13 protein-coding genes are annotated in these 16,053 nt (G+C 59.1%); 1 reads left to right on the forward strand and 12 read right to left on the reverse strand.

Annotated elements, in window-relative coordinates:
* Positions 1 to 68: 68 nt before the first annotated feature.
* Entirely contained in the window at positions 69 to 1,967 is a 1,899-nt protein-coding gene (locus tag Enr8_RS11025; RefSeq protein WP_146431381.1) for an ATP-binding cassette domain-containing protein, read from the forward strand.
* A gap of 7 nt (positions 1,968 to 1,974) precedes the next feature.
* On the opposite strand, the gene Enr8_RS11030 is transcribed toward Enr8_RS11025, so the two are convergent.
* From Enr8_RS11030 to Enr8_RS11085, 12 genes are read right to left on the reverse strand one after another with little or no spacing between them, the layout of a single operon-like run.
* Entirely contained in the window at positions 1,975 to 2,565 is a 591-nt protein-coding gene (locus Enr8_RS11030; protein WP_146431383.1) for a cytochrome c oxidase subunit 3, read from the reverse strand.
* 48 nt (positions 2,566 to 2,613) lie between these two features.
* Entirely contained in the window at positions 2,614 to 2,985 is a 372-nt protein-coding gene (locus Enr8_RS11035) for a cytochrome C oxidase subunit IV family protein (RefSeq protein ID WP_146431384.1), read from the reverse strand.
* Positions 2,986 to 3,001: 16 nt separating this feature from the next.
* Entirely contained in the window at positions 3,002 to 3,904 is a 903-nt protein-coding gene (locus tag Enr8_RS11040; protein ID WP_246120034.1) for a cytochrome c oxidase subunit 3 family protein, read from the reverse strand.
* A gap of 14 nt (positions 3,905 to 3,918) precedes the next feature.
* Complete coding sequence (locus Enr8_RS11045) at positions 3,919 to 5,619, reverse strand: cytochrome c oxidase subunit I (RefSeq protein ID WP_186767574.1); 1,701 nt, start codon at positions 5,617 to 5,619, stop codon at positions 3,919 to 3,921.
* Positions 5,620 to 5,630: 11 nt separating this feature from the next.
* Entirely contained in the window at positions 5,631 to 6,629 is a 999-nt protein-coding gene (coxB, locus tag Enr8_RS11050; RefSeq protein ID WP_246120035.1) for a cytochrome c oxidase subunit II, read from the reverse strand.
* Positions 6,630 to 6,635: 6 nt separating this feature from the next.
* Positions 6,636 to 7,523, reverse strand: coding sequence for an SCO family protein (locus tag Enr8_RS11055; protein ID WP_146431387.1), 888 nt, complete (start codon positions 7,521 to 7,523; stop codon positions 6,636 to 6,638).
* 6 nt (positions 7,524 to 7,529) lie between these two features.
* Complete coding sequence (locus tag Enr8_RS25400; protein ID WP_186767575.1) at positions 7,530 to 7,970, reverse strand: hypothetical protein; 441 nt, start codon at positions 7,968 to 7,970, stop codon at positions 7,530 to 7,532.
* A 21-nt stretch (positions 7,971 to 7,991) separates the two neighbouring features.
* On the reverse strand, positions 7,992 to 9,227 hold the full coding sequence (locus Enr8_RS11065) for a quinol:cytochrome C oxidoreductase (RefSeq protein ID WP_146431390.1): 1,236 nt from the start codon (positions 9,225 to 9,227) through the stop codon (positions 7,992 to 7,994).
* A 3-nt stretch (positions 9,228 to 9,230) separates the two neighbouring features.
* Positions 9,231 to 10,646 (reverse strand): quinol:electron acceptor oxidoreductase subunit ActD, encoded by a 1,416-nt coding sequence (locus Enr8_RS11070; RefSeq protein ID WP_146431391.1) that lies wholly within the window; start codon positions 10,644 to 10,646, stop codon positions 9,231 to 9,233.
* A 12-nt stretch (positions 10,647 to 10,658) separates the two neighbouring features.
* Positions 10,659 to 12,053, reverse strand: coding sequence for an NrfD/PsrC family molybdoenzyme membrane anchor subunit (nrfD, locus tag Enr8_RS11075; protein WP_146431393.1), 1,395 nt, complete (start codon positions 12,051 to 12,053; stop codon positions 10,659 to 10,661).
* Positions 12,054 to 12,099: 46 nt separating this feature from the next.
* Positions 12,100 to 15,273: a TAT-variant-translocated molybdopterin oxidoreductase gene (locus tag Enr8_RS11080; RefSeq protein WP_146431395.1), complete on the reverse strand. Its 3,174-nt coding sequence runs from the start codon at positions 15,271 to 15,273 to the stop codon at positions 12,100 to 12,102.
* Positions 15,270 to 15,971, reverse strand: coding sequence for a cytochrome c3 family protein (locus Enr8_RS11085; protein WP_146431396.1), 702 nt, complete (start codon positions 15,969 to 15,971; stop codon positions 15,270 to 15,272). The genes Enr8_RS11080 and Enr8_RS11085 overlap by 4 nt, the downstream gene beginning before the upstream one ends.
* Between the last annotated feature and the right edge of the window lie 82 nt (positions 15,972 to 16,053).

Here is a 16,053-nt window from a genome sequence, read left to right on the forward strand (position 1 = left end):
CCTATTCTAGTCGACGAAGATGCGTTCAATCAAATTCGGACGATAAGTGAGATTTTCGAAGGACCGCAATGGCGTTAATTTCTGTTCGAGACGTTTCGATTTCCTTTCACACCGCCCCCCTTCTGGATCAAGCCAATCTGCAGATTGAGCCTGGGGAGCGGATCTGTCTGGTCGGTCGCAACGGAACCGGAAAGTCGACGCTGCTGCGAATGCTGGCCGGCAAGCAAGCGACCGACTCGGGCGACGTTGTCGTTGGCCCTGACGTCCGCGTGGCGACCCTCTCGCAAACGGCGACCGCCGGCGAAGACCAATCGGTCTACGACCTGGTCACGTCGGGCCTGGGAGAAATGGGCGAAACGCTGGCCGAGTACCATCACCTGACCCAGCGAATCGCCCAAGGCGCCTCGGACGAAGAGATCCAGCGGCTTGATCAGCTGCAGCACAAGCTGGACATGGAAGATGGCTGGAACCAGCACCAGTGGGTTGAGCAGGCGATTTCAGCGACCAAGCTCGACGGCGACGCCAACTTCGCCAAGCTTTCGGTCGGCAAGAAACGGCGGGCCTTGTTCGCCCAGGCGCTTGCCAGCAAGCCGCACGTGTTGCTGTTAGACGAACCGACGAACCACCTCGACATCGAATCGATCCTGTGGCTCGAAGATTTCCTGATGGCGTTTGACGGCACGATCGTCTTCGTCACCCACGACCGGACGTTCGCCAAAAAGCTGGCGACGCGGGTGGTCGACATCGACCGCGGCAACCTGACCAGTTGGGCCTGCGGGTTTAGCGACTATGTCGTTCGCAAAGAGGCGGCCCTGGAAGCGGAAGAAAAGCAGAACGCCCTGTTCGACAAAAAGCTGGCGATCGAAGAGACCTGGATTCGCCAGGGAATCAAAGCCCGCCGTACCCGCAACGAAGGCCGCGTCCGGGCCCTCAAAAAGTTGCGAGAAGAATACCAGAGCCGCCGTTCGCGCGTCGGCACGGTCAAGTTCGACGTTCAACAAGCCGATCGTTCCGGCCAAAAGGTGATCCACGCCGAGAACATCAGCCACGCCTTCAAAGACCTGGTGATCTGCCGCGATTTTTCGACCACGATCATGCGGGGAGACAAGATCGGCGTGCTCGGCCCCAACGGCGTCGGCAAGACGACGCTGCTGCGGATCTTGCTGGGTGAGCTGCAACCGGACTCGGGCGACGTCACCGTCGGCAGCAAGGTCGAGATCGCTTACTTCGATCAGCTGCATGCGGCCCTGAACGAAGAGCAGACGCTGCGTGAGAACATCGGCGAAGAGAACGAATTCATCAACATCAACGGCAAATCGAAGCATGTGATCGGCTACCTGCAGGAGTTCCTGTTTACGCCGGAACAGTCGCATCGCCCGATCAAGCATCTCTCGGGTGGCGAGCGGAACCGGCTCTTGTTGGCTCGATTGTTCGCCAAACCGTCGAACCTGCTGATCCTCGACGAACCGACGAACGACCTCGACGCCGACACGCTGGAACTGCTGGAAGACCTGGTCGTCAACTACGCAGGAACGCTGATCGTGGTCAGCCACGATCGTAGCTTCCTCAACAACGTCGTCACGTCGACCATCGCCTTTGAGGGAGACGGCGTCGTCAAACAATACGCCGGCGGCTACGACGATTGGCTCGCTCAGCTAAAACGGATCGAAGAAGCGGCGAAATCGGCGCCCGCCAAACCGGTCGCCAAAGAGCCCGACAAGAAAGAGGCCGGCCGAGCCCGCAAGCTGACCAACAAAGAGCAGCAAGAGCTAAAAAAGCTGCCCAGCAAGATCGAGGCTCTGGAAGCGGAACAGGCCCAACTGCAAGAGACGATGGCCGACCCGGCCTTCTACCAAAAGTCGCCTGACGAGATCAAGAAGATCACCACGCGGCTCGACGCCATCGGCGACGAAGTGCTGGCCGCGATGGAGCGGTGGGAAGACCTGGAAACGATCGCCGGCGGCTAGAACGGCGTTACCCAGTGATCGCAAACGTGATCAGCATGACGACCCACACGGCGTCGAGAAAATGCCAATAGTCGGCGCAAATGGCGACGCCGACGTAGCTTTCATGGTCGTAGCCGCCGTGCCAAGCCCGGTTGGTGATCATCGCCAAGGTCGCCAGACCGCCAATCACATGCAGCGCATGCAGAAAAATGAGCACGAACATCAGTCCGTACATCTGCACATTGTCTCCCAGGGCTTGATGCTCGGCCAAGAGACGACATAGCCCGATCGCCTGAAAGACGAGAAACACGATCGCGAGGCCGCCGGCAGACAGCAGCCAGCGGCGAAACAGGACCTGCTTCTCGAACCGGATCGCGGCGACGGCGCGATGCAGCGAATAGCCGACGCCGAACATGAACAGCGTGCTCACCCACAGACCAACCGGAACGTTGCTGTAGGTCTCGGCCCGCTGCGACGTGTCGCTAAACCGAACCAGCAGGTAAGCGACCAAACTAGCGGCGAAGAAGATCGACAGCGTCGCGATGAAGAGCAGGAACCCGAGCCGGGCCTGGTACATCTCGCGACGCATCGGCAGAACCGAAAAAGAATCCTTAAGCATGGAATGGACTCCTATCGGCGTTCAATCCGCAAGGGAGTGCGGCCGAAGCTATTCGCCCGCCTCGAGAATGCGGGCATTGTGCTGGGCTTCGACCTGCGGTTCGTACTGGTAGGTATCTTGCAGCGTGATCGCAAGGAACAACGCGACAAAGGCCAGCGAGAAAACGAACGACAGGGTGATGAACGGCTTTTCATACCGCAAGTGCATGAAGTAGACGCCGACCAGCGTCGCCTTCAGCGTGGCGATTCCCATGGCGACCCAAATGTCGATATCGCCAAAGTCGATTTCGTAAATTCCAACCGTGACGCCAGTCAACACCAGCAGCGCCACAAAGGTGCCGATCAGCGTGCTCATCGGCATCACGTGAGCGAGGCCGTGGTCGTCGTGCGCATCGTCAGTGGAGTGTGCGTGATCGCTCATCGCGTCGATCTTCCGTTTAGTGAATCAGGTACAGAAGCGGGAACAGGAAAATCCAGATCAAGTCGACAAGGTGCCAGTACAGCCCCGTGAAGTCGACCGGTCCGAAATACTCGCTGCTAAACTCGCCGCGATGGGCACGCAAGATCAGCCAGCCGATCACTCCCATACCGCCGATGATATGGAGCGCGTGAACCCCGGTCATCATGTAATAGATGCCGAAGAAAATGTGAATGTCGCGAACGCCTTCCGCTCCGCCATGATGGCCGTCACCCTCGGCGTGCTCCGCATGCTCGTCATGTTCGTGATCGTCATGAGCATGCTCCTCACCGTGCGCTTCGCCTTCGTGCGTTTCTTCACCGGTTGCGGTCGAATCGCCATGGGCCTCTCCTTCGGCTCCTTCTTCAGCCGCGGGGGCCGGAGCTTCGGTCGAGACATAGACGCTCAGCGCCGCCTTGGTGGCTTCGGGGTATTGCTCTTGGGCAAAGCGGTTAAACATGCCCGGGTAGAGCCCATGCTGGAACTTCTCGCCGTATTCGATCGACTTCACGCCCAGGAAGACGCCAGCCAAGATCAGCGTCAGCCATAGCAACACCACCAACAGCTTCTTCTGGCTCAGCTGGGCGGCGCGAACCGCCCAGGCCATCGTAAAGCTGCTGACGATCAGCACGACGGTGTTGAACGCGCCGAGCATCGTGTTCAGCTCTTTGGCCGCATCGGTAAAGATTTCCGGATGCAGCGAACGGTAAACGGCGTAGGCGCAAAACATCCCACTGAAGAACAGGATTTCCGTGATCAGGAACATCCAGATTCCGAGCTTACCGGCGTCATATTGCTGACGCGGCGATTGGAAATGATGCGCTAGGTGTTCCGGGTGATCGTGCCCGTGACCATCTTCGTGCGTCGACTCAGCGACCGTCATCGTGCTTGTTTCCATCAGTGGCTAGACGTTTTTTTTGCGGCTCCGGGCACGACGACATATCCGCCTTCCCGTTCATCGTAACGCAAATTGTCGTAATTGTAGGGATCACCGACAGCCGGCGGCTCTTCAAAGTTATGCAGCGACGGGGGCGAGCTGCACATCCACTCTAACGTCGCGGCGCCCCAAGGATTGGCCGGAGCCTTCTTACCGCGGTAAAGCGAGTAGATCAGCACCGCGATCGCACCGACCATGCCGATCCCCAGCAGGAAGGCGCCCATCGTCGAGAGCTGGTGGTAGATCTGAAATTCTTCGACATACCGGGCATACCGACGCGGCATTCCTCGCGAGCCCATGATGAACTGCGGGAAGAAGGTCAGGTTGAAGCCCAGGAAGACGATCAGGCAGAACAAGCGTCCCGCGTTTTCGTTGTACATCACGCCGAACATCTTCGGCCACCAGTAGTACAAGCCGCCGACGAACGCGACCAACGTACCGCCCATCATCACATAGTGGAAGTGAGCGACGACGAAGTAGGTGTCGTGCAGTTGAATGTCGGTCGACAAGGCGCCCAGGAACAGGCCGGTCAGACCGCCGATCGTAAACAGGAAGATGAACGACAAGGCGTAGCACATCGGCGTCGCCAGGCTGATCGATCCCTTGTACATCGTCGACAGCCAGTTAAAGACCTTGATCGCCGACGGAATCGACACGCTAAAGGTCAAACCGCTGAAGACGACCGCCGCCAGTTGCGACTGACCGCTGACGAACATGTGGTGCCCCCAAACCAGGAAGCCCAGCAAGGCGATCGCGATCGAGCTATACGCAATAAAGCGGTAACCGAAGATATGCTTGCGGCTAAAGACGGCGACCAGTTCGCTGACGATCCCCATCGCCGGCAAAATCATGATGTACACGGCCGGGTGCGAGTAGAACCAGAAGAAGTGCTGGAACAACACCGGGTCGCCGCCCAATTCCGGATCGAAAATACCGATCCGCAGGGCACGCTCTGCGATCAGCAGCAGGCCCGTGATGCCGAGAACCGGCGTGGCGAGCAACTGAATGATCGACGTGGCGTACAGGGCCCACAGGAACAGCGGCATCTTAAACCAGCTCATTCCGTGCGGACGCATCGTGTTGATCGTCACCACGAAGTTGAGCCCGGTGAAAATCGAGCTGAAGCCGAGCACGAACACGCCCAACAACGCCAAGATGACGCGGGTGCTGGTCGTGATGCTGTACGGGGTATAGAACGTCCAACCGGTGTCGAGACCGCCGAAGACGATCGCACACAGGAAGAAGACGGCGCCGATGATCCACAGGTAGAAGCTCGCCAGGTTCATTCGCGGAAACGCGACGTCCTTTTGCCCCAGCATGATCGGCAACATAAAGTTGCCCAGCGCCGCCGGGATGCTCGGAATGATGAACAAGAAGGTCATCACCGCCCCGTGCAGCGTAAACATCTGGTTGTAGGCGTCTTCCGACAGGAAGAGCTTCTGGCCGGTGAACAACTCCGCCCGGAGCACCAATGCGAAGATGCCGCCGAGGAAGAACGAGGCCATGATGCCGATGAGGTACATCACCCCGATCCGCTTGTGATCGAGAGTAACCAACCATGAACCCAGCCCGCTGGAAGCCAACAGGTAGTTGTCTTCCCGGTGATGGGCGCCGTCGACATCGGCGGCTTGAAAACGATCTGGCGTGGCGCCAACGCTCATGGGAAATCTCGTTACTTAAGGCTCTTGATAAATTCGGAAATCGCGGTGATGTCTTTGTCGCTCAGCCGCGAACTGGGGAAGACCGGCATGACCGGCTCGTACCCGGCGACCACTTTGGCGCGTGGGTCCCGAATTGATTCACGAATGTAATTCTCGTCCATGACGACTTCGCTGCCGTCCGCCATTTTGTGGGCGGTACCAAAACCTCCCTTAAACGACGGCCCCGACTTGCGCGTTCCGTCGATCGAATGGCAGCTGATGCAGCCCTTCCGCTTGTACAGCAGTTCACCCACTTCGGCCATCGTGCGGCCTTCGTACAGGTTGGCGGCTTTCGCCACCCACGCGTCGAAGTCGCCGGTCTCATGGACGAAGACTTTGGCTTTCATGTTCGAGTGATCGCGACCACAGTACTCGGCGCAGAACAGCCAAGTCGGTTCGTGATCTTCGTCCTTGATGCCGGTCCCGGTCGAATGATCGGCCAGCACCCAGATTTCATTATAACGCCCCGGCACGCAGTCCATCTTCGTGCGGAAAGCGGGCACGAACATGTTGTGGATCACGTCTTCCGATTCCAGGATGAAGCGGACCGGACGACCGACCGGAATGTGCAGATCGCTCGACTCCGCCCCGTTGGGGTATTGGAACAGCCACGACCACTTCTTGGCGTAAACGTGGATTTCGTAGGCGTCATCCGGAGGCGTGCGAATGTTCATGTAGCCGGTGAACCCCATCACGAAGATGAGAACCAGCAGAAAAGACGGCAACACCGACCAGGTGATTTCCAGCACGTTGTTGTGCGACGGCGAAGGCTGCACCGAATGTCCTGGACGGCGACGGTACATCACGACGAAGTAGACCATCACCGCGACGATCAAGACGAAAAAGAACGCCGAGATCCAGTAGATCAGGTCGAACAAGTTGTCCACTTCCGGCGCGAACACCGAGTTCGACGGCGTGAAGAACAGGCTGCCGGCTTCCGCCAACAAGGATAAAGTGCTGAGCAAATTCATCATGCTTTAGCGCGTGGTGACAGAGATGTTCTCTTGGACGGGCAGGTTCGGATCGGACGCTTCCGCCGCTTGTTTGCGTTTGCGGAGATAGTTGGCCGCCCAATACGGAACGAGATACGCCAGCAATGCGACCAACATGGCCGCCCCGCCGAGTTTCATAATATTCGCAGCCGTCGGCCCATAGGCGCCGGTGGTTGGATCGTAGTGAAAGCAAAACAGCAGAAAGCGGTCGGTCGTCGTGCCGATCTTCCCTTCGCTCGCTTCGACCAGCGACAGGCGAAGCGTTTGCGGCGGAAAATCGACGCCATACATGTAGCGAGAAATGCGTCCGTCCGGAGTGCACAGCGTCAGCAGCGCCGGATGAGCGTACTCTTTACGCTCCGGCACATAGCGAAACGGAAACCCGATCGCATCGGCCAGCGTTTGGATGTTCTCTTTGCTACCGACCAGAAAGTGCCAACCGTCGGCGCTTTCGGGGCGACCATACAGGTCCAGGTACTTGGCTTTCGTCTCGGCCGCCTTCTCGGGCGTTTCGGTCGGGTCGATACTGACCGAAATCACCTGGTACTCCTCACCGGCGGTCCAGAGGACCTGATCCAGCCCCACCACCAAGGCGTTCAGCTGCACCCGGCAAAGCATCGGGCAGCTGGAGTAGTTCATCGAAAGGATGACCGGCTTGTTTCCTTCAAACAGATCGCCCAGGCGAACCGTTTCGCCCCGATCATCTTGAAAGGTGAGATCGAGCGGCAGTTTCTCATTGGAGTGTTCGACCACTTCCAAGCCGCGCAGCTCTTTCGGATCTTCGCCTGGCGCCACGGCGCGCACCGGCTGCACCATCCCCAGCAGGACGATCAGCAGCAAAGCGGCGTTGGTGAACTTGGCGATCGGCGACATCGGATCCTATTTCGCTTTCGTCGAGTATTCGTTCACGACCAACTGCATGGCGCGGTCGATCGGCAGGGCGACCTTGCCCTCTTGCTTGTTAACCCAGCCATAGTCGTTCATCGTCGCCCTTTGCGAGGCGATGATCGCGGCCGAGGCGTCGCTGCCCGGCTTGGCGACTTTGCTGTCATTGTGCAGGTAGTTGGCATACTGATGGTACCCGGCCTGCAAACCGACCACGATAGCGAATGTCAAAATCGCACTGACGAACCCGACCACGGCGATGACCGGGGTATTCAGGTCGTCGGCCTGGGCCGGCAGATGGGCGGCGTGTTCGGCATCGACTTCCGGAACGACAGCTTCCGGAACGACAGCTTCCGGAACGACAGCTTCCGGAACGACAGCTTCGGGAGCGGCAGTTTCTTGATCGACAGGTTCTTTATCGGCAGCGTCGGACATAGCCCAAAACCCCTTCGCTTGTTACAGGTTTTCCAACGTGAGCGCTTCGGTAAGTCGCGGATCTCGAAGCGCCAACAGCGGACGTTCGGCAGCGATCCAAGCGAGATTCCCGATGAAAAAGCCGCCCAAACCAATCAGGCACGCCAGTTCCATCAGTCCCAGCGGAAGCGCATCCGGCGAGAACTGCGGCATGACGAGCCAGTAAATGTCGAACCAGTGCATCACCAGAATGAACGTCGCCCAACCCACCATCAATGGGCGATTGCGGCGAACGTGGCGGGACATTGTTCCGAAAAACGGGATGATGAACTGTCCAAATAGTAACAGTAGCGAAACGTTCCGCCATGCGGCATTTTGTCGCACCAGGTACCAGACCGTTTCTTCCGGGATGTTGCCGTACCAGTACAGCAGGTACTGACTAAAGGCAATGTAACCCCAGAACAGGGTGAAGCCCCAGATGAATTTGCTCAGATCGTGGTAGCGGTCTACCGTAATCACCTCGGTCAATTTGCCCCACGACTGCAAGGTCGAGCAGCAGATCAGCGTGAACGAGAAGAAGGCCAACATTGCTCCGGCGAAGAAGTAGACGCCGAACATCGTGCTGAACCACATCGGATCGAGCGACATCGCCCAGTCGATCGACGCAAACGTCACCGTCAACGCGAACGCGAACACGACCAGCGGGCTCTTTTTTTCCATCCGCAGGGTCAGCTCCGGATCACCCGATTCGTCCTGAGCGGTCGATTTGGCGAAGAAGAACCGAGCGGCCAAGATCCAGACGGCGAAGTAGATCACCGCACGGATCGCAAAGAAGAACGAGTTCAGGTACGGGGCCTTCCCGGCCAAAACCGGATTGTGCTCCATCGCCTCGGCGCTGTTCCACGAGAAGAGCGAATCGCTTCCCGAGAGGACCGAGAACAAGATCGGCACGAACAGCAGCGCCATTGGCGCGAGCGTCATGGCGATGATTTCGGTAATGCGGCGGACCGAGGCGCTCCAACCGGCACGCGTCAGGTGCTGTAGGGCGATAAAGCCCAAGGCTCCCAGAGCGATGCTCAGAAAGAACAGGTAGTTGGTGAGGTAAGAGAAGAAGAAGTGACGCAGGCGATCCCCTTCAACCATGCCCATCACCAGCGCGACCAACAGCCCCGCCAGACCAGCGGCATATCCACCGACCATCAGCACCGAGCGAAGTCCTTCGCCCAGACGAACCGATTCGTCGTTGGCAACCTTGATTTCTTTTTTGTGGTGGCCCATGGTTTAGTTTCCTTGACCCTTCAGCGCGTCGGCTTCGATTTGCGGAACATCCTGAATCGTCGCGTCACGCGACTTCTGCAGCGCTTTCAGGTAGAGGACGATCGCCCAGCGATCTTCCGGCGAGATTTGAGCTCCGTAAGCCGGCATCTTGCGAATGCCGTTGGTAATCGTATTGAAGACTCGGCCAACCGGCTGCTTCGTGACGTTGGGGTCATGCAGGTTGGTCGGTTGCACCCAGGTCGGCTGCTCCATCTCAAAGGCGCGAAGCGACACCAGGCCGTTTCCTTCGCCCGAGACGCCATGGCAGACGGCGCAGTAAATGTTGAAGCGGGCTTGGCCACGCTCGATCAGAGCCGTGTCGACGTCGAGCGTTTCCGGGAAGCTGGTCACCCAATCTGGCTCCGGCGGCTTATCTTCCCCTTCCACGGCGGCGCCTTCCGCAGCGGCAGGTTCGCCGTCGGCCGGCGCGTCAACAGCCGGTTGTTCTTCGGCCGGTTGAGCGTCGTCGGCGGGCTTCGCCTCTTCATCTTGCAGCAAAGCGACGTTCTCGGTCATTTCGCCGCCGGGGACGATACCGGTGAGGTAATCGATCGGCTGCCATTCGCCGCGAGCGACCGAGCCAGGCACGCGGGGACGCATCGAGCGACCGTCGGCGAAAACCTGCGAGGTGGTCTGCGTCTTCTTTTTAAGCTGGTTATCCATGTCCTGGATCGGATGGATCCGGGGCAGCGGCGAAGTCGTATTGCGAGCGTTCCAGACCAGCATTGGCGGCACCGTCAGGGCGGCCAGGAACACGATCACCACATATTTCAGGAAGGTCGGAATCTGATCGCTGCTCGGATCGGCTTCGAGCTCGTCGATCGTAATCGGGCTGAGCTTTTCGAGCATCTCGCGATGCTTGTTCGCTTTGAACTTCGGATCGGTGGCGTCGATCGTCAGGAAGAAACGATCGTTGGTCGCCCGGGCGAAGTTTTTGTGGCGGAAGAGCGGGTTCGAGAAGTTCGGCAACTTGTTGAGGGCGAGCATCCCAAACAGGGCGCCAAACGCCGACAACAAAATCGTCAGCTCGAACGTGACCGGGATATTGGCCGGCAGGCTGAATTCCGGCTTGCCCGAGATCATGTACGGGTAACCCGAAAAGAGCGCCCCCGGCTGAACCGTGGCGTTCATGAAGTACTGCATCGCCAAGCCGGTCGCACCGCCGGTCAGGCCCATTGCCAGGACCAGCCAGGGCAGAACCGTCGGACGGATGCCGAGCGCTTCGTCGATGCCATGCACCGGGAACGGAACGTGGGCGTCGGTCTTGGTCAACCCCGCGTCGCGAACCGCTTCGCACGCTTTCAACAGCTGGTCTTGGTCTTCAAACTCGACCAACAGGCCCAGCGTTTGGGGAGTCGCGTTGTCTTTCTTATTTGCCATGATCGTTTCGGCCTAGTGGTGATCCTCTTCGCCGTGGGGCATGACGCTTTTCACTTCCGCCATGGCGACCATCGGCAGGAACCGAAGGAACAAGAGGAACAGCGTGAAAAACAAACCGAAGCTGCCGACGAACATGCCGATGTCGACCCAGGTCGGGGTGAAGTAACCCCAACTCGACGGCAGGAAGTCGCGAGACAGCGACGTGACCGTAATCACGAACCGCTCGAACCACATGCCGATGTTCACGAAAATACTTGCGATAAACATGATCCAAGGCGTCGTGCGACACTTCTTGAACCAGAAGATTTGCGGCACGCATACATTGCAGAAAATCATCGTCCAGTAGGCCCAATAGTAAGGACCAAAAGCGCGATTCTGGAACGTGAACTGTTCGTTCGCGACGCCGCTATACCACGCCATGAAGAATTCCATCGCGTAGGCGTAACCAACCATCGAGCCGGTCGCCAGCAAGATCTTGCAGATGTTCTCCAGGTGACGGGTCGTCACCATGTCTTTGAGGCCAAACCACTGACGGGCCGGAACGATCAGCGTCAGCACCATGCCGAAACCGCTGAACACGGCGCCCGCGACGAAGTACGGCGGGAAGATCGTGGTGTGCCAACCGGGCAGCTGCGAAACGGCGAAGTCGAAACTAACGATCGTATGCACCGAGAGAACCAGCGGAGCGGCCAGAGCGGCGAGCAGGATATACGCTTTTTCGTAGCGATGCCATTGGCGGGCCGATCCGGTCCAGCCCAAAGCGGCGACGCTATAGCCGATTTGGTGCAGTCGCGATTTGGTCCGGTCACGCAAGGTCGCGAGATCCGGAATCATCCCCATGTACCAGAACAAGACCGACACGGTGGCGTAAGTCGAGACGGCGAACACGTCCCACAGCAGCGGGCTGCGGAAGTTCGGCCACATGTTCAAGTACAAGCTCGGATACGGGAAGAGCCAGTAGAAGACCCAGACGCGACCGATGTGAATCGCCGGAAAAATACCGGCGCACGCGACGGCGAAGATCGTCATCGCTTCGGCGAAGCGGTTGATGCTGGTACGCCAGTTTTGCCGGAAGACGCAGAGGATGGCCGAAATCAGCGTTCCGGCGTGACCAATACCGACCCAGAAGACGAAGTTGACGATCGGCCAACCCCAGTAAACCGGGACGTTGTTACCCCAGACGCCGACGCCGGTCATGATCAGGTAGCCGATCAGGGCGAACAGCATGCCGAGGGCGGCGAGCGAGACGCAAAACCCGATGTACCACGCCAGCGGCGGCTTCTCTTGTTCTGGGACGCCGGCGACGATCTCGGTAATCGAGCCGAACTTCAGCCCGCCGGTAACCAGCGGCGCACGCTTCCCAGGCGTCTCGAGCGTGATGTTGTCGACTTCTTCTACTGTGGCCATTTTTTTTCGCGTGGACTACAGGGTTTCGCGTAGGTGAATTTCGCTACTACTGGTCGCCGGCTTCGGCTGCGTGCTCTTCTTTGTGCTCATCGTCATGGCCGTGCTCGCCATGCTCGTGACCATGGTCGCCGTCCGACTCGACATGCCCTTCGTGACCAGGAATGTGTTCGTCTTCGACGTACGGTTCGGCCAACCACGGATGCGGGTTGAGAATGCGAGCCAGGTACTTGGTACGCGGCTTGATGTTCAACTCGCCCAGCATCGCGTAAGCGCGGGGATTGGCATGTCCCTTGGCGGCCAGGTTTTCGGGATTGTTCAAATCGCCGAACTGGATCGCGTCGGTCGCACACGCCTCTTGGCAGGCGACTTTGATTTCGTTCGAGCCGATCGCCCGACGATCGCGACGAGCGTCGATCTTGGTGTTTTGGATCCGCTGGACGCAGTAGGTGCACTTTTCCATCACGCCGCGGTTGCGGACGGTCACTTCCGGATTGAAAACCAACTCGGCCAGCTGGCGGTTCGATTCGTCAAACCGATAGTCGCTCGCGCGGTAGTCGAGGAAGTTGAAGCGACGCACCTTGTAGGGGCAGTTGTTGCCGCAGTACCGGGTACCGATACAGCGGTTGTAAACCATGTCGTTCAAGCCTTCGTTGCTGTGAACGGTCGCAGCGACCGGGCAAACCTGTTCGCACGGAGCGTTTTCGCAGTGATGGCAGGTGACCGGCTGAGTGACGGCGACCGGATCCTCGGGATCGCCGGCAAAGTAACGGTCGATCCGCAGCCAGTGCATTTCGCGGCCTTTCGCGACTTGCTCCTTACCAACGATCGGCACGTTGTTTTCCGCCTGACAAGCGACCACACAGGCGTTACAGCCCAGACACTTCGTCAGGTCGATCGACATCCCCCACGCATGCCCTTCGTAGGAGACTTCCGTCCACAACGATTCCAGCGGCGGGTGATGGACGACATGCTGAGCGAAATCGGGATGATGGTTGTACTCTTCCAGCGTTCCTTCGCGAACCAGCGTCGGAATGCGGCGAGCAATTTCCTGCAGACCCAAGTCGTCGATGGCATGATGGTCTTGCGTGGTCGCCAGCAAATAGGAACGCCCGGTCGAGGCGACCTTCACGCCGGTCAGGACGTTCATCGCGCTAGAGGTTCGCAGCTTTCCAGCGTCGACGCCGACCGGATCAATTCCAGCGGCGACTTCGCCGCCGACTTTGCCGGCGTGCGTTCGTCCATATCCGAGTGCGAGCGAAACGGTTCCCAAAGCCAGGCCCGGCATCAAGTAAACCGGCGCGTCAATCGACTTCCCACCAGAAGTCACCGTCGCCAAGATACCTTGCTTCAGACCTAGCAATCCGGCCGTCGTCGGATTGACCAGCAGTGCGTTGTCCCAAGTCAGCTTGGTCAAGGTATCGGGCAGTTCCTGCAACCAAACGTTATTGGCGAAGCGGCCGTCGTAGGTCGACGTACCTGGCGTAAACACCAGCTCCACTTCGTCTTTCGCAGGCGTCGTCTTCCAGGCTTCCTTGTCAGCGGTCAGGGGGGCGAAGTCACCAGCCACTTCCACGCTTTGCGTCTTGCTAGCGGTACCGCTCGCAAAACCATCATGCACAATCTTCTTCCAGGCCGATTCGGTCGCATAGCCGATGCGATCTTTGGCGACGCGGCGAACGATCGACCGCCCGTCACGCTCTTCCGAACCAGCCAACAGCGCGACGAACTCGGCCTTCGACAGACCGCCGAAGATTGATTCGATCAGCGGTTGCGCCACGCAGTAACTTCCGTCGGCGGCGATAAAGTCGCCCCACGATTCCAGACCGTGCGCTTCCGGCAAGATCCAGGTCGCTTCTTCCGACGTTTCGTTGTTGTAATAACCGAGGAACAAACGGCGAGCCGCTTTCTTCTGAGCTTCGCCAAACGCGATGTCGGCCGGGGCGTCGTAGGCAGGATTTCCGCCCAGCACGATCAGCGTTTCGACCGAGCCGCCGTCGAGCTGCGTCGTCAAATCGGCCAGCGTGCCGACGTCGCCTGAGCTCGGCAGTCCGGCGTCGATCAGTTCGACCGTTTCGCCAATGGCGCCGATCTGCTGATTCAGCTTCCAGACGGCGGCCTGCACTTCGGCCGACTGACGCGGTCCGACGGCGATGACCGCTTTGCCTTGATGTTTCTTCAGGTCGTCAACCAGCGCGGCCAGGAACTTGTCTTGGCGGCTGGCGTCTTCCGCGGGCTCGGCGATTTCGCCGCCAGCAAGACGCGTTTCGAGGTCGGCCACAAAGCTGGCGATCCGCGAAGCCGGCACGGCCACGCGATGATCGGCGGCCAAGCCACACGTGGTGAATTGGCTTTCGGCGACGTACAGGCGATTCATCGCGCCATCTTCCGGCGCCCGACGCTGGGCGAACTCATACGAGTTGCGCTGACCGGTCGGATGGTCGCCAAAGAAATCATCGTCGATGACCAGGATGACGTCCGCTTTGTCGAGATGGTACTTCGGCGTGACCGCTTGTCCGAACGCCGCCTGCAGACCGGCCGCTTCGTTTTCGCGGTTGATCGAGTCGTACTGGTAAACCATTGCCTGCGGGAAGCGCTCACGCAGCTTGGCCAGCGAATCGTGGAAGCCGGGCGAAGCCGATTTTTGCATCAGCAGGGCCAGCTTACCGCCGGCGCCCAGCTCTTGGGCGATCTGCTTCCAGCTCGATTCAAACTCGTCCCACGAGCGATCAAAGGCTTCGCCGCCCGACGCTTCGGTCAGACCGCGGAGACGATCTGGGTCGTAGACCTCTAGCACCGTCCCTTGCATGTATTGGTTCGAGCCGCGCCCTTCCGGGTGCTCAACGTTGCCGTCAACCTTGATCGGGCGACCGTCGTAGCTGGTGACGACCACCGGGCGAACTTCGCCGGCGATTTCAATCGTGCTGGCGAACTTCTCAGTCTTGCCGGGGACGCGATTTTCGGGGCGAACGGCGAACGGAGCGACCGTTTCTTCCGGATAGCGCCAGCCGATGATCGTCTCTTCTTCGTAGCGGCAACCGGCGACGCCGACGCCCAACGAAAGCGAGGCGCCCATCAGCTGCATCCAGCGACGACGCGACACGCCTTCCGGAAATTCGGAGGCGGCGACAGGAAATTCGCGGTGCAGGAACTGCTCGAACTCAGGCGTATTTTCGAGATGTTCGAGGCTGCGCCAGTATGTTTTTTGCGAGTCGGACTTCATCGATGACACGTCGAACAGTTCGTGGAAGGATTGATGCCGTTAGCTTTGCGAATCTCGGCGCCCAACAGCGCCGCGGCGTTCTGATCGTCTGAGCTGCCGGGAGCTTCCCAGGCCAGGTTCGTCACTTCGTCCAGCGGACGAATGTGACTGTCAGGATTGCGATGGCAGTCCAGGCAGAACGCCATCGAGAGCGTCTTTTCCTGCTTCACGACATCCATCGTGTCAATCCGACCATGGCAGCTGACGCAGGAAACGCCACGCGTGACGTGAGCGCTGTGGTCGAAGTAGACGAAGTCGGGCAGATCATGCACGCGTTGCCAGTCGATCGACTCGCCTGACGCGATGCTCTGGTGCACCGGCTCCAGATTGGGGCTATTGGTCAGCACGGCGGCGTACTTGGTCGTACCATCCCCTCCGGCTGGGCTGTGGCAGTTGCCGCAGGTCGCCGTCGGCGGAACGGCCGCTTGAGCCGCCTTATCGACGGTGTTGTGACAGTAGCGGCAATCCATCTTTAGCTGACCAGCATGTATCCGGTGGCTAAAGGGAACCGGCTGAACCGGGGCATGCCCGATACTGATCGTCTCGGGCGCCGTCGCAAAGACGAAAACGACGCCGCCATAAATGGCAAACGCTACGAAACCGGCGCCAGCGAGCGGCACTAGACGGTTCACCCAACGTGGAAATAAGAAACGGTCCATGACTGCAATTCGTCCTAGGGGACGGCTGGTCTTCTATCGAGCACGCAAACTGACAAGTCTCTCCGGCGAGCCGTTTTTCGCC

The organism is Blastopirellula retiformator (assembly GCF_007859755.1).
GTDB lineage: Bacteria > Planctomycetota > Planctomycetia > Pirellulales > Pirellulaceae > Blastopirellula > Blastopirellula retiformator.